The organism is Enterococcus sp. DIV0008 (assembly GCF_050542615.1).
GTDB classification, from domain to species: domain Bacteria; phylum Bacillota; class Bacilli; order Lactobacillales; family Enterococcaceae; genus Enterococcus_D; species Enterococcus_D innesii.
Genome location: NZ_CP172937.1, coordinates 2,086,930 through 2,105,834 on the forward strand (window position 1 = coordinate 2,086,930; position 18,905 = coordinate 2,105,834).

Genomic DNA, 18,905 nt, shown 5'->3' on the forward strand with positions numbered 1-18,905 from the left:
CACTCCTTTAATTTATATGGTTACGGTAAGCAACGTTTCTTTTTGATCGATCCGCATCACGAATCGATAGGTACCATTAGATAAGTGTTTTGTCCCTTGATTGTCATAAAATCCGAGTACTGATATCGGCAACGACAATCTTTTCTCTTTGTCTTCTTGGGGTGCCAATAAGACGAGGTCACTCGCAATCAATTGTCGACTTGGACGAACCATCGATGCAGGGCGCTGCAATAGATAAATCTGAACGACGGTTTCTCCAGCTACTTCCGCTTGATTTTTGATGCGATAGTCCAGTTGGATCGTTTCACTAAGGACCGCACTCCCTAGCCATTCACCAGTAAACGTACCATAACTGAGACCTGTCCCGAATGCGAATAAGGGTTCATTTGATTCATCGCGGTATTTTGACAAAAAGCGATCAGAATGCTCACTAGCTGTCAAAGGTCTCCCCGTTGGCAGCTGGGCACTGTATATTGGAATCTGCCCTTCACTGCGAGGAAAGGTCATGGACAGTTTTGCCGTCGGAGAAGCCTGACCACTCAGCAGATTGGCAATTCCGATCCCACCCATCGTTCCCGGATACCAAACTAGCAGTAGGCTGTCAAACAGTGGCTCCACTTGGGTCAAGATGAGAGGCCTGCCAGTGTAAAGCACGCCGATCAAAGGCTTACCAGTCTTTTTCAACGCTTGGATCAAGCGAATTTGTTTCAGCGGCAGCTGCAAATGAGCTTTTGATGCACCTTCGCCGCTCTCCATAAATTGTTCTCCAAAGGTCAAGACGATGACCTCTGCTGCCTCAGCCGCTTTGACGGCTTCCACAAGCAGCTGTTCTTCTGGTTCGATTGGTCCATTCAGCTGCTCGATGCCGGCTTTTAAAGGACCGAATTGCTCATAGGAATCAAACAAATTGTATCCGCGGGCAAAGATCAGGTTCTCAGCTGCGAAATGTTGCAACAACCCGGATTTTAAAGGAATCGTGTCTTGTGGCTTGCCACTGACGGATGCCCAAAATCCTAAGGTCAACCGACTTTCTCCATAAGGACCGATCACAGCGACGGTCTGGTCTTTTTTCAAAGGTAAGCTGCCATCGTTTTTTAACAACACACAGCTTTTTTCTACTAGCTTAACGGCTAGCTCTTTGGCTTCATCCGATAAAACCTCTCCAGTGTGTTGCGTTCTCAACCCTCGATAAGGATTTTCAAACAGTCCTAGTTGATTTTTTAATACCAGAATACGCCAAACTGCTTCATCTAATAAAGCCGCAAGTTCAGGTTGCTTGATCAGTTCTGGTAAGTGAGTTGCATAGACCGAAGTCATCATATCAAAATCGACGCCTGCTTCCAAACCTTTTTGGGCGGCTTCTCGTTCATCTTTGGCAAACCCATGAGGGACCAATTCCTTGATGGCTGCATGATCGGAGACCAGTACCCCATCAAAACCGAAACGTTCGCGTAAAATCTCTCGGTTCAGCCAGCGACTGCCAGTTGCGGGCTCACCATTCAGTACATTGAAGGCCGTCATCACCAGCAATGCTTGAGCTTCGATTGCCGCCTGATACGGTTGCAAGTATTCATTGAATAAGCGCTGATTGGACATATCGACTGTATTGTATTCTCTGCCCGCTTCTGGTGCACCATAGCCAGCAAAATGTTTGATGCAGGCAGCTACGTGATTTTCTGCCAGTCCATGGGTGAGATCACCTTGATAGCCCGTCACGACACTTTGGGCAAAACGCTTTGCCGTATACACATCCTCTCCTGGCGACTCCATCACTCTGCCCCAACGAGGATCCCGAACAAGATCCAGCATGGGTGAAAAAATAACATGAAGACCATTTTGATAACATTCTTTGGCGGACATTCCAGCGGCTTGCTCAATCAAATCAAAATCGTAGGAACCTGCTTGGGCAAGCGGAATTGGAAAGATTGTCCGAAAACCATAAATGACGTCGGACATAAACAACATAGGAATCTTAAGTCGACTGTGTGCTAACGTTTCCCTCTGTAACTGAATCAATTTTTGGTAATCGTTCACATTATAAATCGAACCAATCTCGTGAATGTTCAAATTGGGGGGAAGCCCCAAATCTTGCATCGGGCCAGTAGTCATCACCTCATTTTCGATGACCAGACTCCCATTTAGTTGAATCGTCTGGGCGATTTTTTCTTCAGGAGTTAGTTGCTGAAACAACTCTTTCAATTTTTCACTATCCATGTTTGATCCTTTCTGTAACCGTTTTATTTAACTGAATTATAGAAGGAAAGAAATCTTATATATACTAAAAAACTAGTATTTATAGCAATATATTTATTGAATACGAAAAAAATTACGTTATACTAAAAGAAAAATACGACTAAACTTTGAGGTGTTTCCATGAATAAAACAACGCTGACCACCGCAATGGATCTGCTTTATCGCAAATACTTGATTCCCATGATCCTCTTGGACCAAGACGGGAGTCCTTTATATCCCTCACTGACCTTAACATCCAACAATTCCCTCAAACACTATTTGGAAGAAACGAATGGCCCAGTTGCCAATCTCTATCACTTTGGAAAATATATGCTGGGGTGTTTTGCGTTTCAGCTAGCTGGAAGAACCTGTTATATGGTCATCGGTCCCTGTGGCGTGATCGGCACACCCGAAACATCTTACACGTTTCTTGAACATGAATACCACTATAATGTGCATTACTCCAAAGAAGATACATACTCCTTTGAAGAATACATCCAGCTGCTTTATACGCTGTTTGTGGAGCGGCCACTGGAAAAAGACCAAATCCATTGGCATTACCAAACAGAATCCCACGACCGATCCATGCAAACAGATCTTAGCTTGGAAACCAATCTTTATGAACGCCGTGTGCATGAAGCTACCTTTGATTCCTATCATTTTGAATTGCGCTATCTTGACTACATCAAACGAAACGAGCCGGAAAAAGTAGTTTGGGTATTTAACAAAATGAAAGAGACTTATAGTGTTTCTCTCTCCCCTTATGAACTTGAAGGCTTGAAGCTGAAGTTCTCAGCCTTTGTCGCTGTCGTGACCCGCATGAGCATTGATGAAGGCGTACCAGTCAACCAAGCATTTGGTTTATCCGACTCTTTGATTCAAGGACTAGTTTATATTCATTCTGCCGAAGAATGCCTCCGCTATATCAAAGAAGCAACTTATCGTTTTATGGAACTTTTGCATAGCTATCCATTGGCAAAAAAATCACTATTGGTCAAAACGATCGTTAATTATATTGATAGCCATCTCTATGAAAAAGTGACCATTGATGACCTCGCTGCCATTACTGAAAAACATAAGACGCATCTATGCAATCAGTTCAAAAAAGAAATGAACAAAACGATCCACAATTACATTCAAGAACGAAAAATCAGTGAAGCCAAACATCTATTGCTGTTCACCGATTATTCCTACGAGAAAATCAGCACCCAGTTGGCATTTGCGAATCAAAGCCATTTTATCCGTAATTTCAAGGCCGTTACTGGGCAAACACCAAAAGAATTTAAAGAAAAACATTACGCTCACGCTTTAAGTTAACACACGTTTTTCTTCACTACGCCTCATCAGCAAGGGTTATTATTTTTAATAACAAATGTTGTAGGCTATTCTTTTACTCAAATCAGAATGAATGAGGAGAGAGAAAATGATTCAGATTGCTCGCTTGATTTTTTGGCTGCCTGTTGTCTTCTTTTCGCTAGGATTGATCATCATAACGAAACGGTTGCCGCGTTTCACATGGGTTTCCTTATCCATCACGGTTTCTTTAGTGATCTTTGTTTGTAAGATCTTAGAGTATTCCTATGAGATGGCTGATGCACTGTTAATCTTTTATTTCCTAGGATTTTTGCTTTCCGCTATTCTCCTTGGCTATATTTTTTACTTACGAACTAGAAAACGTTGACTGGTAGTTGCTGACTACACACTTACACAGGTCGTGCATTCAGCAACTAAGCACACCTAGCTCCATCAAATATGCGGTTTCTTCCAATAGTTCCAACCACCAGCATCCCCTGAAAAGGGGTTTTTTATTGAGGGCTCTGATTCTATCCTCAAGCATACTCCGTTACTCTGTTAGATTTTGAACTTAAGTTCAATGACATGCCAATCGTTTGTCTATCCCCTTCTTTCAAACGATCACTACTCCCATAAGCAGCTTGCCTCCTTGATAGATTAAATATATAATTAAATTGTAATTTAAAACACATAACAAAAAACGCCAACACTCTTGAAAGGAGCGTGCTCTATGAATTGGCTCACCTTTATTATCCAACCACTGACCCTGTTGTTTTTTCTTACAGTATTCTCTCTTGTCTATTTGATGCCCGAATCCGTTGTGCCTAAATTAAAAATGAAAAAATGGGCGTTGACTGTTTCATTGATCTTTCTAGCATGGCAGCTGCTAACCCCCTTTCTCTTCTTTTTTTACTGAGCACAACAAAAAAGCGGCTCTCTTTGGTGAGAGCCGCTTTGGTTTATTTTTTAATCCGGTAACAAACTACCGCCATTGGTAGCAATGACTTCTTTGTACCAGTAGAAACTATCTTTACGGGAACGGTCAAAGCTACCGTTTCCTTCATCATCCGCATCTACATAGACAAAGCCGTAACGTTTCGACATTTCTGACGTTGAAGCCGAAACTAAGTCGGTACAACCCCAAGGCGTATAGCCCATCAATTCCACACCATCTTCGATTGCTTCATACATTTGTTCGATATGTGCCTTCAAATAATCGATGCGATAGCTGTCATGGATCGATCCATCCTCTTCCACCGTATCCAAGGCACCTAAGCCGTTTTCAACAATAAACAATGGTACTTGGTAGCGGTCGTACAAATTATTCAAAGTCACACGCAAGCCGATTGGATCGATTTGCCACCCCCAGTCAGAGGCTTCCAAGTAAGGATTTGATTCGCCTAAAGAAAAGTTTCCGGCAGTTGCTTCGCCACCTTCTTCAGGATTGTGGCGGGCAATAGAACTCATGTAGTAAGAAAAGGACATGAAGTCAACAGGGTATTGCGCAAGAATATCTAAATCGCCGTCTTCGAAGTTCACTTCGATGCCATTTTCTTTAAAGAAGCGCTTCGTATATGCTGGATATTTCCCACGAACTTGGACATCAGAAAAGAAGAGATTCTCGTGATCACGCTTGATTTCTTCCATCACATCTGCTGGATTTGGTGTTGCTGGGTAGGCTTGCATTCGTGCCAACATCATTCCTACTTTGATGTCAGGATTGATCTCGTGGGCAAATTTTGTTGCTAAACTAGAAGCCACAAATTGATGATGCACAGCTTGATACATGTCAGAAAGGTTTTGCGTGCCATCTTCGGATAATAAGGCACCGCCAACATAGCCAGAGATCCCCATGATATTGATTTCATTGAAGGTCAACCAGTATTTGACTTTGTCTTTGTAACGGGTCAAGACGGTTTCTGCGTATTTAACAAACAAATCGATTACTTGACGATTTTTCCAGCCGCCATAGTTTAACGCGATCCCAATAGGTGTTTCGTAGTGAGAGAGGGTCACTAAGGGTTCGATCCCGTATTTTGCACACTCATCAAACACATTGTCATAAAATTGCAAGCCTTCTTCATTTGGCTGAGCATCGTCACCATTTGGAAAAATTCTTGACCAAGCGATGGATAGACGGAAGGTTTTGAAGCCCATCTCTGCGTACAAGGCGATATCTTCTTTGTAACGATGGTAGAAATCTGACCCCCAACGTTTTGGATACAAGCCTTCTTTGTCATTTAAGGCAAACAAGACTTTTTCCCGGGTCATTGGTGCAGCAAATTCTGCCATGTTTTTGCGGTCTTCTGGTTTGACAGCAATCGCTGTATCGGATGTCGCTGGACCACGTCCGCCTTCGTTCCATGCTCCTTCAAATTGGTTGGCTGCAGTGGCGCCGCCCCATAAAAATCCTTTTGGAAATTGTTTTTCTGTCATGATTAGCCTACTTTCTTTTTTCTCATTGATCGGCACAGTGGATCAGCAAGAAAGCAATCTTACTGATCCAGCGACGTGCCGTTAAACCTATTTATTTTACGACTTCAATCAAATCGTCCTTCGCTGTTACTTCTTTTGAATGTGTCGTTTGGATGTCACTGTAGTCGCTAGAGTTCGTGACGATGACTGGTGTCAGCAAGGAATAGCCTTCCGCACGAATCGCCTCTGTATCAAAAGAGATCAATTTTTGTCCGGCTTTGACTTTATCCCCTTGGTTGATGTAGGCAGTAAAGTGATTGCCTTCTAATTCAACGGTATTCATGCCGATGTGGATCAATAGTTCTGTTCCATCTTCTGTCACTAAACCAATGGCATGCTTTGTTGGAAATAAGATTTTGACTTCTGCATCTGCTGGAGCTGTGATTTCACCGATCGCTGGTTCAACGGCGATCCCTTTTCCCATAGCACCTGAAGAAAAGACTTTGTCTTCTACATCTGCTAAAGCAACCACTTGACCGGTTACTGGACTTTTGACTGTTTCATCTTTGACGCTGGCAGAAACGGTTTTTGCTGCTGGTGCTGGTGCTGCTGGTGTTGCTTGACCGTCGACTGGTGAATCAACAGTTGTATACAAAGTTGGTACTTTCAATAACATCATGATGATAAATGATGCTACGATTGCAATAACTGTACCGATGGCTAAGTGGATCACGCTATGGAAGCTGCCTGTTGCTGGATCGATATATGCAGGATACAAGAAGATGCCCATACCGCCCATTGCGTAACCAGTGACGTTAAAGATTGACAAGTAGATACCAACGAAACCTGAAACTAAACAAGAAACGATAAATGGTGTTTTCATTGGCAAAGTGTACCCGTAGATCGCAGGTTCAGTCACACCGAAGATCGATGAGATCAACGCTGGCATTGCGCCTTGTTTGACTTTTGGTTCTTTGGTTTTCAACCAAATCGCTGCTAACACACCCGTTTGCGTGAAACATGGTAACACTGCGGCGGTCAAAATAATCGAAGAGCCGTTTTGGGCCATATCCATGATCGCCAATGGCACAAGACCCCAGTGAAGACCAAACATTACCAATACTTGCCATAATGCCCCTAAAGCAAATCCATAAATGATTGGGCTGAAATCATAAACCGCTTGGAAAGCAATACCGATCCAGCTAGATGCTGTATTCGCGACTGGACCTACCACAAAGAAGGTCAACGGCACAGTGATCAAAATCGTTACAAAAGGAACCACAAACATTTTGACTACGTCAGGTGTAACTTTGCGCATAAACTGCTCAATTTTTGAAGCGACAAAAATCGCTAAAATAATTGGAAGTACGCTGTTAAAGTAACCCCCTGCTGGTAAGGTCAAGGTTAGACCGAAGACTTTGCTCGCTTCAGCCACGCTTTCTGCTAAGCCCGGATAAACCATCGCCCCTGCGATCGCCAAAGCCGTATAGGTATTCATCTTGAATTTCTTCGCTGCGGTCACGGCTAAGATCATTGGTAAGTATTGGAACAAACCATCGCCTAGGGTATTCATTACCACATAGATCCCATTGGTTGCTTCCATCCCAGTTGCTGCAAGTAATGCCGTGATTCCTTTTAAGATACCGGCTGCCGCCAATGGACCTAGGAACGGTTGGAACAAACTTGAGATGACATCAATAAAGCGATCAAACAAACTGCCTTTCTTTTCGTCGCCTTCATCAATATCAAGGCTGCCGCCATCGGCTAATCCGCCAACTTTCAACACTTCATCATAGACGTCTGGTACATGATTGCCGATAACCACTTGGTATTGTCCACCTGCTTTGACGACTGTTACAACACCGTCACGTTTTTGTAAGTAATCGGTATCGGCTTTGCTTTCGTCTTTTAAGTGGAACCGCAAGCGTGTCACACAGTGTTTTACAGAAGAGACATTTTCTTTGCCGCCAACGTGGGCCAAAATGTCTTGTGCTAATTCAGTATATTTTGCCATTTTGATTTCTCCTTTTTATATAGATCATTTAATAAAAATAAAAAGACCGGCCATTTCTACAATAAACAAGCAGGAGTATCACCCATAAAAAAACGAGACGGGTCTCCTCAACGAGTATTGTAAGAAAGTGCAGGTCTTGCCAGCCGAACTGTAACGAATCCATTTCCATTCTTAAGTTATTTTTGAGTGAGCGGCTAAGTTGCCGATATGCAGAATCAAATACATCAATTCCATATCGTTGACATGCCAGCCCTTTTGTTCAAATAAGTATTCTTTGATCGAATCTGCGGTTTCTTTTTCTTTCGGATAGCTGCTGAAAGCCAAGGCAATCATCGGATTTGCCAATACTGGCTCTTCTTTTTCTTGACTTTGTCGAATTAAATAATAGCGAATGTGGGTCACAAACCGTTGGAAGTAGGAAGAATTCTCATCGTACTCGATGTTCATGCTATACTTAACGATCCGTAAAATATTGTTGGTCAACTCGGTGTGCTCATAGGCACTTTGATTGGCGCTTTTTTCAATTTGCGCATTGACGAAATGCAAGGTAATAAAAGCAGCTTCTTCTTGTGAAAAATCTGGGTACAGCTCTTTGCGGATCAACTCCACCGCTTGAAGACTGACCGCATATTCTTTGGCGTAAATCTTCTTGATTTCCCAGTGCATGGGATTGGTCAAAACAATGTCTTGCTTTTGACGACTGATGGCAAATAAGATATGATCCATCAGTGTGAAATAAACATTTGGATTGAAATCGGTTCCAACACTTTCCCGAAAAAGACGCACGATTTCATAAATCACGGCCATTTGTTTTTCGTCAGCCTTCGTCATGACTTTCGACATATGTTCCACTGTCAAGTCATCTTCTGGGTAGTATTTTTTTTCGATTCGCTCAGCCGGAATCAGGTCACCCGGTTTCGTTTGAAAGCCGATCCCTTTTCCCATTAGGATCACTTCAACTTCATCTTCTTTTGAAAGTACAACATTGTTGTTGATCCTCTTGATAATCTTCACGAACGATCCTCCTTGATCAGCATAGCCCGCTCAATACCATACATGGCTTGTCTTCTATGCAGAAGGTCTTTTATTTTTTTCTCTGAATTGCCACTAAGTGATAAGGATACTAACTGTACCATACAATGATGCAAAAATTATTCAAACCTAGCTGGCAGTTCATTGGCGCTCCTCTTCTCCCCTCCTTCGATGATCAATGACTGGATCTTACCTTGGAACCGGTTCTTTTTTAGCGAATAGAAATTATTGAGCAAAAAAAGAAGACCAAAGCAAAAAAGTGTACAACCCAAGAAAATTTTGGGTAATCAACGCACTTTTTTCCTCTGGTCTTGCCTGCCGAACAGTAACGAATCCAGTAATGAGAACACTCTCGTGTTCCGTTGAGATAATAGTACTCATTCTGAGAAAAAATGTCAACACTTTTTTTGCAAACGTTTTTCTTTTTTTGTTTTTGACTTTTTTTCACTATCTTTCTCACTGAACTTCTTGTCTAGCTTTGGTCTTTTAGTTCACTTGAAATAAACGGTTTACTGTATAGCACAATAAGATCACAAAAAAACCGTAATCTTCGTGCATTACGGTCATAACGGGAAGTATGATGCTTGAAAGACGATCAATCACAAAGAATCAGAAAATTGGGGAAGGTCTGGTGCATGACAGACATTCAATGAGACTGACCACCTTGCACGATTCATGCGTTTCATGACTTCCACAAACGAAAAGGTCTCTTTGAGGGGGGGAATCAAGCAAATAACCTTTCGATTCTTCAAGATCTTCTCTTTCCTGCTTAGAATGTTCGCAGTTCGCCGCGTAAAAAGCAGGAGCTAAACGAAATTTCATTCATCAATCTGTCACTGATTATTCAATGACAAGTATCTAAATGAAAGCCTGTACTAGTTTTTGAATGGGTTGATTTCCCAAGGACCAAATGGTTCAAATTCCATGAAAAACGACCTCCTTTATTATTTGCTATACCCTATTATATTTGATAACATGTTATTAAAATCACATTGTTCAGAAATGCGTCACAGTTAAGGAGGTCCCCCATGAAACAGCAAGGCTCTTTAATCAAAAAACTGCGCACAGATCGCAAAATCTCGCAAGCCAGGCTTGCCGAAGGTATTTCCTCTCGTACCACCCTTTCTTCTTTCGAAAATCGTAAAACAAACCTCTCTTCACAAACCCTGTTTGATTATTTAGATAAGATGAATATCACAGTTCATGAGTTTAGTCTACTTCTTGACAGCGAAGCCACGGATCAAAAACGACAGCTCGTACAAGACTTCTATACCCGTTATTATGACAGAACACTCACCCTTGATTACTTGACGAGCCTAGAAGAACGTTACTTTGAGACACAAAATTTTTTTTATTATTCTTTGTATATCCAAGGCCTGTTACTGCTCAATCGAGAATCATTTCTTAAGAATCAGCAAGCGTATTCGAAAGAAGTTGAATTAGTGAAGCAATATTTGTTCGATATCGAAACATGGGGACGCTTTGAACTGAATCTGTTCTCCAATTTGTTATTTATTTTTGACCAAGAAACCATCAGCTATTATTTAGACCATGGAATCAAAAAAATTCTTCGCTATGCCAATGATCCCTTTTATGCAAATCTGTTAAGTGTCGTGATCTTAAACGGCTGTGCATTCGCCAGCGAGAATAAGGATTCCTACTTGCTTAACAAGTTTCTGCTCTTGTCTCATCCCTTGCCTAATACACCGCTTTATTTTTATTTAAAAATCCATCAAGTGTTGTATCAAGAGATCTATTCGTACTTACAATCTTTTCAATTAAACAAAGAAGTGTTAAGAAACAGCTTAATCGTTATCGAACAAGCCGGGTATCAAAATCATAACATTGATTTAAAAAATCTGATTTATGCTGTGACGAGCATCTCCATTTAGTTTTCAGCGCTTCGTGCTTTTCTATACTACCTGTCTGCCATCTAAGGGACGTTTTTTCAGACAAGCATACTCTATACTTCTACACAAAAAACCAGTTAGGCCCGTAGGCCTAACTGGTACTGGTAAGGGTCCGTCTGTCAGAAAACAGAGTCTGCGACTATTCTTATGGTTTAGCTTCCCGACTAACGAGATTCTGAAGTAACCCCAATAGTCGCCCATGGGTTATGATCTGGATCATATGCCCAAGTGAAGTTTGCGACCCGATCAGAGATCGGCAATACTTGGTTACGATACAAGGTTGGAATAGCAAACGCTTCTTCAAATGCATATTCTTGCCATGCGTCAAATGCTTCTTTACGTTTTTCTTCATCGAATGAATCATTTGAATCGATAGCAGCTAACAACTCTGTATTACGTTCAGACTCGTAACGAGTATAGTTAAAGGCTGAGTTTGGTCCCCATAAGCTAGTTGGTGATGGATCTGAACCAGTAGACCAAGCAGCTTGGAAAACATCGATATCTGGATCATCATTTTTCAGTTTATCGTAAAATGCTTGGAAGTCAATCAAACGTCCTGTTGAGTATTGAACATCCAAACCGATTTCTTGCCATTGCTGAACATAGTAGTCCGCCAATGGTTGCGCCACTTCTCCACCCGACATTGAAGCAAAATTAATGGTCAGTTTGTTGCCATCTGGATCTTCACGGAAGCCATCGCCATCCACATCAATAAAGCCAGCATCATCTAAGAGTTGATTTGCTTTATCCATATCTAAGTGGTAGCCTTCCAGTTCTGAGTCGTGCAAACTACCATAAACTGGCGGGATCAATGTTGTACCATTTGAACGCAAGCCATGGTAGAAACGCTCACCAATCGCATCATTATCGATGGCATAGCCCATTGCTTGACGCAATGCTTTGTTGGCCATTTTTGCGTTTGGATCAAAATCAACACTATTTGTTTCGTCATTCCATGTTCCTAAATTAAAACCAAGATACGTATAGGATTGTTCTGGACGACCTAACATTTGGTAGCCATCCATATCTTGATACGTATCGAAGGTATCTGTTGGCATTTTCAAAACTAAATCATATTGTTTTGCATTTAGGGCTTCATTGATTGATGCAGATGGTACATTGCGCATCACAATTTTTTCTAATGTTGGTGTTCCGCCATAATAATGTTCATTTGGAACATACTCTACGGTTTCACCAGGTACAATATTACTCATTTTGTAAGGACCAAAACCAACTGGATTCGTTCGTACAGGATCACTAGAAGGCATATCTGCTACTTCAATACCTTCAAATGTATGTTTTGCTAGTGCAGAATTCCAGACTGCTCCACCAGATTGTTGCATACCAGGATGCATTTCTTTAAATTCAATTTCAACAACTTTATCACTGACTGCTGTAATTCCCGAGATGGTATCCGCTTCTCCGCTATGGTATTCTTCCATTCCGACAATATTCGTAAAGGTATTATCGTAACGAACGCCATCATAATCTTGATGACCAATGACTTCATAAGAGAAAATAACGTCTTCGGCTGTGACATCTACCCCGTCTGACCATTTTAGTTCATCACGTAATGTGATCGTCGCTTTATTGTTTTCGACATCCAAGTCTAAGTCTGCAGGTCCTCCATCAATAATCTTGAAGTCCTCATCTTGTAAGAATAGATATTCATGACTTGGCAACATAAAGTCACGGTCATAGGCATCCTGATAGAACTCCCATTGGAATAATCCTTGGAACTGGGTGTCCATTACAACAGCAACGTCTAGAACGCCACCTTCAATCACTTCATCATCATTGACTACCGCTAACGGTAAGGTGCCGATATCTGATGCTGCCGCGTCTGATGAAGACTCTCCTGTATCTGTGGCTCCTGTTCCACCTTCATTACTTTGTCCGCACGCACCTAAAACAAGCGCTGCCAATAAAGTGATCATGCCAAACTTCGTTTTCTTCATACTCTTCCTCCTTATTTAAATCCCCTCATTTATGATTCACTGATAAAAAAACCAAGCAAACAGTTTTTTTTATCTTAAAATGGCTTTTTTATTAGAAAATCTGAACGAGATTAACTAAATTATAACAATTTTCGCAAAATTCTTTCTGTCAATAATTTCACTAGGTAATGAAAATATTGAAAAAACCGCTAGAATTCTTACTAAATCGCTATTATTTTTCTCTAAAAATTCTTAATTTTTTCTTCTATTCAAACTATTCTTCTCATCTTCCTTAAAAATGAGGCTGCCGTAAACTGTCAGGAAACCCTTCTTTGATGAGAAAAGATGTGATACTATGAAAAAAAGGAGCGTTCATTGAAATTATGTCAGACAAACGAATTTTCTTACAAACAAAATCGAAACCTTTCGCACCCATTTCGCAGCTCTTAACCCAGCGCTTGCTTTTGGCGTATAGCATCGCCTTGATTCTTATTGGCTTATTCGCCTCGCCTCCCCAAGCATTGTGGCAAGGATCGTTGGCCATTTTGAATGCCCCTAGCAATTTGATTTCAGATTATTTTGCAATCGGCAATCTTGGAAGCGCCTTTTTAAATAGCGGCTTATTGACCTTGATCAGTATCCTATTGGCTAAAAAGCAAGGAACCATTATTAGTGGTCCGATGATCGCTGCTTTCTTCACCATATCCGGCTTTTCTTTTTTCGGAAAAAACCTCTTTAACTCGATCCCCATTCCCTTGGGTGTCTACTTATATTCTTACATACAGCAGCGTCCTTCTACCCAATATTCACTGGTTGCTTTATTTGGCAGTGCAGCCTCGCCAGTCATTAGTTACTTAGCATTTGGCTTAGGATTACCTTTGCCTCTAGGAATCGCACTAGGTTATGGGGTTGGCGTTTCGATTGGCTTAACATTGCCACCTCTGGCAGCACAATTTTTGCAATTCCATCAAGGATTTTCTTTGTACAATATTGGGTTTGCCACTGGAATTATTACCATGTTTTTTACTAGTTTTTTACGCTTGTTCGACATGGAGGTCTATTCAAACAAACAATTGACGACTGAATACCACTATTACTTGACGGCTTTCTTGCTCATCCTTTGTTTCTCCTTGTTTCTTATCGGTTATTTTTTAAACCACCGATCTCTCAAAGGCTTAAGAGACCTCTTCAAAACATCAGGAAAACTAATGACTGATTATGTCACGATTTTTTCTCTTGGCGTCACCATGATGAATATGGCAATGATGGGGCTCTTGATGCTAGTCTTTATTTTTCTGCTCCAAGGTGAACTTTCTGGTCCACTATTAGGGGCTGTGCTGACCGTGATCGGCTTCAGTGCCTTTGGGAATCACTGGAAAAATAGTTTACCTGTCATGATCGGTGTAGTTTTAGCAACCAAAGTCGGTTTGACATCTGATATATCGACGTTCAGCTTATTATTAACAGCGATCTTCGGCACAAGTCTGGCTCCTATCAGTGGTTACTATGGTCCGATAGCTGGTGTCTTAGCTGGAATCGTCCATGCAGCGCTAGTCACCAACATCACCTATTTACACGGTGGATTGAACTTATACAATAATGGTTTTTCCAGTGGATTTGTAGCAGCAGCAATGGTACCATTGTTAGATGAATACCAACAAATCAGAAGGCGGAGAAAAAATGATTGAAAAAGAACGGGCACGACGAATCGTCGATGAAGTGGTCACCTACTTTTTGTCCCATGACTGTCAAAAGATAACAAGTGAGATGGCCTTTGAAGCAGAGGGATTCAAAGCAGTCGTCGAAGGTCCTTTCCCAGAACAGCCCTCTGATTTAGAACATTTTATCGAAATGCTAAATACCCCAAGAGACAGTACTTTAGAAAACTATTATGTTGAATTATTAGGCGGTCACCAAACGATCCATGAAGAAAAAGACTACTATTTACTGGGTTTGATGATCGATGAAGCCGCCATAATGTATGATGAGGGACACTTAGTCGTTGAACTGTTTCGCAAAAAATACAATTGAAGAGCAATTAGCATAAAACGTTTCTGCTTTGTGAACCCCACAATTCAGAAACGTTTTTTGTTCGTTCGTCGTGACAAAATTGAAAGTTTATTGATAGATTTTTCACACTACTTTTCAGAAAACTAGCGTTATACTTTCATCATAATAAAAAACGAGGTGACCTATTGATGAAAAAATTTTTGATTGGACTGGCAGTTGTCGTACTTGTTGGATTCGGTGCATTGCAAATTGCTGAATCAGTCATCATGGGAGGCGATAGCTATTATGTTCAAATCACGACAGATGGTGAAAAAACGACTTCTAAAGATGACAACGGTAATGTCTTTACCCAATACCACTATGAATTGCCTGGATATGACGAAAATGGGAAAAGCAAAACCCTTGATTTCAATGGCTTCCAAGAGCGTCCTTTGCGTAAAGAAGCCTATCTAAAACTTACTTGGAATGAGAAAAAAGGCGTGACTAGCTATGAAGAGGTCAAAGAAAAAGATATTCCAGCGAAAGCATTAACTCAATTAAAAGGAGCGTAACTCAATCATGGAAAAAATTATTCAAGCAGATGAACTGACCAAAGTTTACGGAAAAGCCAACGAAAAACAAACCGAAGCCTTAAAAGGCATCAGCTTTGATATTGAAAAAGGCGAATTTATCGGAATCATGGGGGCTTCTGGTTCAGGAAAATCTACCCTACTAAATATCCTCTCAACCTTGGATCATCCAACAAACGGTACGATCCGCATCAACAACAACGATATCACGAAACTTAAAGGCGATGCCTTAGCAGATTTTCGCAGCCGCGAGATAGGGTTCATCTTCCAAGATTTTAATCTTTTAGAAAACTTAACAGCGTCAGAAAACATTGCCGTTCCCCTATCATTGCAAGGAGTCAAACCAAAAATGATCCAACAACGGATCAAACTTGTTGCAGAACGTTTGTCTATCACCCATATTCTCGACAAATATCCAGCAGCAATCTCCGGTGGGCAAAAACAACGGGTGGCAGCTGCTCGAGCCTTGATCACAGAACCAACGATTCTTTTTGCCGACGAACCCACAGGTGCCTTAGATTCAAAAAGCGCCAAAGATTTATTGAATATGATGGATGATTTGAATACCAATGACCAAGTATCGATTTTATTGGTGACCCACGATCCTCTTTCCGCCAGCTATTGCCAACGTATTTTATTTATCAAAGACGGAAAGATCCATCAAGAAGTTAAACGAGAGGATCAAAGCCGCGAAGAATTTTACCGCAAGATCCTTGTCATTCTAGGAAACTTGGAACAATAAGGAGGAAGAACACATGCTTTGGAAATTATCACTTACCGGAATCAAAGGCCGGTTGAAGGATTATATCGTCCTCTTTTCTGGTTTAGTCATGGCCTCAGCCATCTTCTATATGTTCGAATCAATGGCCAGCAATGAAGCCTTTTTAAAAAGCAACTCAATCATTAGTATGGTGGTTTTCGTCTTTCGCTTTGGGTCTGTATTACTAGGAATCATCACTTTTGCCTATATTTTGTATGCCAACTCATTTTTGATGGCAATGCGGCAAAAAGACTATGCAATGTTTATGATGCTTGGTGCTAAGGGACGTAAAATCGCCCAGATGATTTTTATCGAAACCTTCTTAGTCGGGATCGTAGCTACTGCTGTTGGTTCTTTGTTAGGGATTGGCTTGGCAAGTGGCGTGAATACCTTACTAGTGAATCAATTGAACTTGCAAATCAGTCACTATGCGGCGTTTAGTCCTCAAGCATTAGTAGTGACCGTCATTTTCTTCTCCGTGCTCTTTCTGATTGCTGCTATTTTCAATGCACGGGCCATTGCCAAAAAATCCATATTGGCACTGCTTCGTGAAACAAGCACGCCTGCTCAGGCAAAACAACGGCCTATTTTATTGCTCTTGCAGACAGTGTTAGGGATCTGCTCTTTAGCGATTGGCTATTATATGATGAGCGATTTGTTAAAATTCCAATTGATTGGCATCGGCATCGCCCTCGTAACGATTGTTTTGGGTACCTATCTTGTTTTCCGATCAGTGATAATCACGATCTTAGGTCTTTTGAAGAAATCGGATGGGATCGCATTAAAACGACTAAACAATTTCACGCTCTCCCAGTTAAGCTTCCGAATTCGTGATTATACTCAGATGCTTTCAATGGTGGCAATGCTCTTTGCTTTAGCCTTAGGTGCTTTGACTGTAGGTCTTGGCTTTAAAAACCAAATTCCGATCATGGCAAAAACAGCAGCCCCTTACGACTTATATTTAAACAATGCACAAGCCGTTTCAGATGAAAAGATCACTGCGTTAAAGCCAACCACAGATGTCAATTATACGTTGAAGGAAAGTAGTGATAGCATTTACTTTGTAAAAGAAGAATTTGATGATGCGAACTTATTGACCTCTGTTTACGACAACCTCAGTGTTGATGTTCATTACACCAAGGTTACTGGTGAACAATTAGCAACCGATCCTACTCAACAAGATCAGTTACGTCAATATTTGCTCCCAGATCAACGTAGTAAAGAAATTAAAATTGTTGAACAAGCAGACTTTGATCGCTTGAGTGATCCTGAATCAAGTTTACGCATGATACAAGTCAAAGATTTTCAGTCCAACTACGAGGCATTGCATGAATTGGCTCAAGAAAATCAAACAGCAAATTCTTCTGAAACGCCGGATATGAATTTCACTCAACGAGTATTTGTCTATGATACTTATAACGGTATTTTTTCCGGCTTTGAGTTCATGGGCTTCTTCTTAGGAATCGCCTTCTTAACGATGTTAGCTAGCTGCTTGATGTTTAAAATTCTTTCTGGCGCAAACAGTGACATTCAACGTTACGCTATGTTGAAAAAAATCGGTACACGAACTAGCTTGCTGAAAGGATCGATTCGTAAAGAAATCGGCGTCTTGTTCCTAGTTCCCGGTATTTTAGGCATGATCCATGTCTTATTCGGTCTCCAAATGTTCACGACGTTGATGATCGATCCATATCATAACCTCTGGCTACCTTTTGGCATCTTTATCGCGCTCTATGCCGTTTATTACATGGTGACCATCTGGCTGTATACCAACATCGTGTTAGAACCAAAGAAAAAATAACTAGTAGAAACTTTCTGAATTGCTCAACGCAAAGAGACCATCGATCCGTTCGATGGTCTCTTTCATTTACTCGTGTTTTTTTAATCAAGGAGCGTTCTCAGTTTTGAGTTTTGATCCCCATGTGCATCGCTGCTGCTCCCCCTGCATAACTTTTGACTTGTAGTATGCCAAAACCCGCTGCTTGAAATTCATTTGCTAACGTTTCTTTATCAGGAAAATCCCGTGCTGACTCTTGTAGCCAAGAGTATTCTTGGTAACTTTTTGCGAAAAGTTTGCCAAAAAAGGGCATGACATAGTGAAAATAAAAGGTGAACAACTGCCGCCAACCAATCAACGTCGGCTGCGACGTTTCTAAACAAACGATTTTCCCGCTTGGGCGCAGGACCCGGTGAATCTCCGCTAAGACTTGTTGACGATCAGCGACATTTCGCAAGCCGAAACCAATGGTCACATAATCAAAACTCTCGTTTGGAAAGCTTAATGCCATCGCATTGCCGGTCTGCCACAGGATTTGCGTTTGCTGTTTTTTCTGTGCTTTTTCTTGGGCAACCGTTAACATTTCTTCACTAAAATCAACACCTGTTACTTGTCCTGTCGTACCGACTGCTTCATTTAAAGCAAATGCCCAGTCTCCAGTTCCGCAGCAGAGGTCTAATATTTCAGCACCTAGCGGCACTGCCATTCGTTTCATTGTATCCTTGCGCCACCGTTTGTGTAGCTGAAAAGAGATAATACCGTTCATTCGATCATAACGGGAAGCAATCGATTCAAATACATCATGTACTTTGGTTTCTTTAGCTGTTGCTGCCATTACGGCACATCCCTTCTTTTCCTCGTTTTAGACGCTAAATTCTCAACCCTTAGGTGTCAGTTGCTATAAGTTGCTGATGATTTTAGTCTAGCACGAAAAAACGAGGGGAACAAAGACCATG

The 18,905-nt window shown here is 41.3% G+C and carries 15 protein-coding genes; 9 read left to right on the forward strand and 6 right to left on the reverse strand.

What is annotated here, in order from left to right; translation table 11 throughout:
- Positions 1-12: 12 nt before the first annotated feature.
- Positions 13-2,214 carry a glycoside hydrolase family 3 N-terminal domain-containing protein gene (locus tag IGI84_RS09990; protein ID WP_077454565.1) on the reverse strand — a complete coding sequence of 734 codons (2,202 nt, stop codon included), beginning with the start codon at positions 2,212-2,214 and terminating at the stop codon, positions 13-15.
- A gap of 159 nt (positions 2,215-2,373) precedes the next feature.
- Between IGI84_RS09990 and IGI84_RS09995 the strand changes: the two genes are divergently transcribed.
- The 3 genes from IGI84_RS09995 (at position 2,374) to IGI84_RS10005 (ending at position 4,441) form a co-directional block, all read left to right on the forward strand.
- The gene (locus tag IGI84_RS09995) at positions 2,374-3,549 is read left to right on the forward strand and encodes an AraC family transcriptional regulator (RefSeq protein WP_077454566.1); all 1,176 of its coding nucleotides are present in this window, start codon (positions 2,374-2,376) and stop codon (positions 3,547-3,549) included.
- A 106-nt stretch (positions 3,550-3,655) separates the two neighbouring features.
- Positions 3,656-3,913, forward strand: a complete 258-nt coding sequence (locus IGI84_RS10000; protein WP_077454567.1) for a hypothetical protein — start codon at positions 3,656-3,658, stop codon at positions 3,911-3,913.
- A gap of 342 nt (positions 3,914-4,255) precedes the next feature.
- The gene (locus tag IGI84_RS10005) at positions 4,256-4,441 is read left to right on the forward strand and encodes a hypothetical protein (RefSeq protein WP_081117991.1); all 186 of its coding nucleotides are present in this window, start codon (positions 4,256-4,258) and stop codon (positions 4,439-4,441) included.
- A gap of 50 nt (positions 4,442-4,491) precedes the next feature.
- Here the strand turns inward: IGI84_RS10005 and IGI84_RS10010 are convergent, their stop codons facing one another.
- From IGI84_RS10010 to IGI84_RS10020, 3 genes are all read right to left on the reverse strand, one after another.
- A complete protein-coding gene (locus IGI84_RS10010) occupies positions 4,492-5,961 on the reverse strand; it encodes a glycoside hydrolase family 1 protein (protein ID WP_430600261.1) in 1,470 nt (489 codons plus the stop codon).
- A 91-nt stretch (positions 5,962-6,052) separates the two neighbouring features.
- Positions 6,053-7,954: a beta-glucoside-specific PTS transporter subunit IIABC gene (locus tag IGI84_RS10015; protein ID WP_288362165.1), complete on the reverse strand. Its 1,902-nt coding sequence runs from the start codon at positions 7,952-7,954 to the stop codon at positions 6,053-6,055.
- A gap of 171 nt (positions 7,955-8,125) precedes the next feature.
- Entirely contained in the window at positions 8,126-8,968 is an 843-nt protein-coding gene (locus IGI84_RS10020) for a PRD domain-containing protein (protein ID WP_430600262.1), read from the reverse strand.
- Positions 8,969-10,014: 1,046 nt separating this feature from the next.
- Here IGI84_RS10020 and IGI84_RS10025 point away from each other — a divergent pair.
- Complete coding sequence (locus IGI84_RS10025) at positions 10,015-10,878, forward strand: helix-turn-helix domain-containing protein (RefSeq protein ID WP_430600263.1); 864 nt, start codon at positions 10,015-10,017, stop codon at positions 10,876-10,878.
- Between the two features lie 182 nt (positions 10,879-11,060).
- Here IGI84_RS10025 and IGI84_RS10030 read toward each other — a convergent pair whose 3' ends face one another.
- Positions 11,061-12,854 (reverse strand): oligopeptide ABC transporter substrate-binding protein, encoded by a 1,794-nt coding sequence (locus IGI84_RS10030; RefSeq protein ID WP_081117987.1) that lies wholly within the window; start codon positions 12,852-12,854, stop codon positions 11,061-11,063.
- A 362-nt stretch (positions 12,855-13,216) separates the two neighbouring features.
- On the opposite strand from IGI84_RS10030, the gene IGI84_RS10035 reads away from it, so the two are divergent.
- The 5 genes from IGI84_RS10035 to IGI84_RS10055 all read left to right on the forward strand — a co-directional run bounded on the left by IGI84_RS10035 (position 13,217) and on the right by IGI84_RS10055 (position 17,973).
- The gene (locus IGI84_RS10035; protein ID WP_430600264.1) at positions 13,217-14,521 is read left to right on the forward strand and encodes a DUF1576 domain-containing protein; all 1,305 of its coding nucleotides are present in this window, start codon (positions 13,217-13,219) and stop codon (positions 14,519-14,521) included.
- Positions 14,514-14,864 carry a hypothetical protein gene (locus IGI84_RS10040; protein WP_077454575.1) on the forward strand — a complete coding sequence of 117 codons (351 nt, stop codon included), beginning with the start codon at positions 14,514-14,516 and terminating at the stop codon, positions 14,862-14,864. The genes IGI84_RS10035 and IGI84_RS10040 overlap by 8 nt, the downstream gene beginning before the upstream one ends.
- 167 nt (positions 14,865-15,031) lie before the next feature.
- Positions 15,032-15,394: a YxeA family protein gene (locus IGI84_RS10045; protein ID WP_077454576.1), complete on the forward strand. Its 363-nt coding sequence runs from the start codon at positions 15,032-15,034 to the stop codon at positions 15,392-15,394.
- Between the two features lie 7 nt (positions 15,395-15,401).
- On the forward strand, positions 15,402-16,154 hold the full coding sequence (locus IGI84_RS10050; protein WP_200124847.1) for an ABC transporter ATP-binding protein: 753 nt from the start codon (positions 15,402-15,404) through the stop codon (positions 16,152-16,154).
- A 13-nt stretch (positions 16,155-16,167) separates the two neighbouring features.
- Positions 16,168-17,973: an FtsX-like permease family protein gene (locus IGI84_RS10055; protein ID WP_220427058.1), complete on the forward strand. Its 1,806-nt coding sequence runs from the start codon at positions 16,168-16,170 to the stop codon at positions 17,971-17,973.
- Positions 17,974-18,070: 97 nt separating this feature from the next.
- Here IGI84_RS10055 and IGI84_RS10060 read toward each other — a convergent pair whose 3' ends face one another.
- On the reverse strand, positions 18,071-18,784 hold the full coding sequence (locus IGI84_RS10060) for a demethylmenaquinone methyltransferase (protein WP_081119316.1): 714 nt from the start codon (positions 18,782-18,784) through the stop codon (positions 18,071-18,073).
- Positions 18,785-18,905: the final 121 nt, after the last annotated feature.

Excerpts from the sequence above, each read along its gene's own strand:
- IGI84_RS10025 (WP_430600263.1), top strand. The coding sequence starts at position 10,015 with ATGAAACAGCAAGGCTCTTTAATCAAAAAACTGCGCACAGATCGCAAA.
- IGI84_RS10050 (WP_200124847.1), top strand. The coding sequence starts at position 15,402 with ATGGAAAAAATTATTCAAGCAGATGAACTGACCAAAGTTTACGGAAAA.
- IGI84_RS10030 (WP_081117987.1), bottom strand. The coding sequence starts at position 12,854 with ATGAAGAAAACGAAGTTTGGCATGATCACTTTATTGGCAGCGCTTGTT.
- IGI84_RS10045 (WP_077454576.1), top strand. The coding sequence starts at position 15,032 with ATGAAAAAATTTTTGATTGGACTGGCAGTTGTCGTACTTGTTGGATTC.
- IGI84_RS10005 (WP_081117991.1), top strand. The coding sequence starts at position 4,256 with ATGAATTGGCTCACCTTTATTATCCAACCACTGACCCTGTTGTTTTTT.
- IGI84_RS10060 (WP_081119316.1), bottom strand. The coding sequence starts at position 18,784 with ATGGCAGCAACAGCTAAAGAAACCAAAGTACATGATGTATTTGAATCG.
- IGI84_RS09990 (WP_077454565.1), bottom strand. The coding sequence starts at position 2,214 with ATGGATAGTGAAAAATTGAAAGAGTTGTTTCAGCAACTAACTCCTGAA.
- IGI84_RS10040 (WP_077454575.1), top strand. The coding sequence starts at position 14,514 with ATGATTGAAAAAGAACGGGCACGACGAATCGTCGATGAAGTGGTCACC.
- IGI84_RS10010 (WP_430600261.1), bottom strand. The coding sequence starts at position 5,961 with ATGACAGAAAAACAATTTCCAAAAGGATTTTTATGGGGCGGCGCCACT.
- IGI84_RS09995 (WP_077454566.1), top strand. The coding sequence starts at position 2,374 with ATGAATAAAACAACGCTGACCACCGCAATGGATCTGCTTTATCGCAAA.
- IGI84_RS10035 (WP_430600264.1), top strand. The coding sequence starts at position 13,217 with ATGTCAGACAAACGAATTTTCTTACAAACAAAATCGAAACCTTTCGCA.
- IGI84_RS10000 (WP_077454567.1), top strand. The coding sequence starts at position 3,656 with ATGATTCAGATTGCTCGCTTGATTTTTTGGCTGCCTGTTGTCTTCTTT.
- IGI84_RS10015 (WP_288362165.1), bottom strand. The coding sequence starts at position 7,954 with ATGGCAAAATATACTGAATTAGCACAAGACATTTTGGCCCACGTTGGC.
- IGI84_RS10055 (WP_220427058.1), top strand. The coding sequence starts at position 16,168 with ATGCTTTGGAAATTATCACTTACCGGAATCAAAGGCCGGTTGAAGGAT.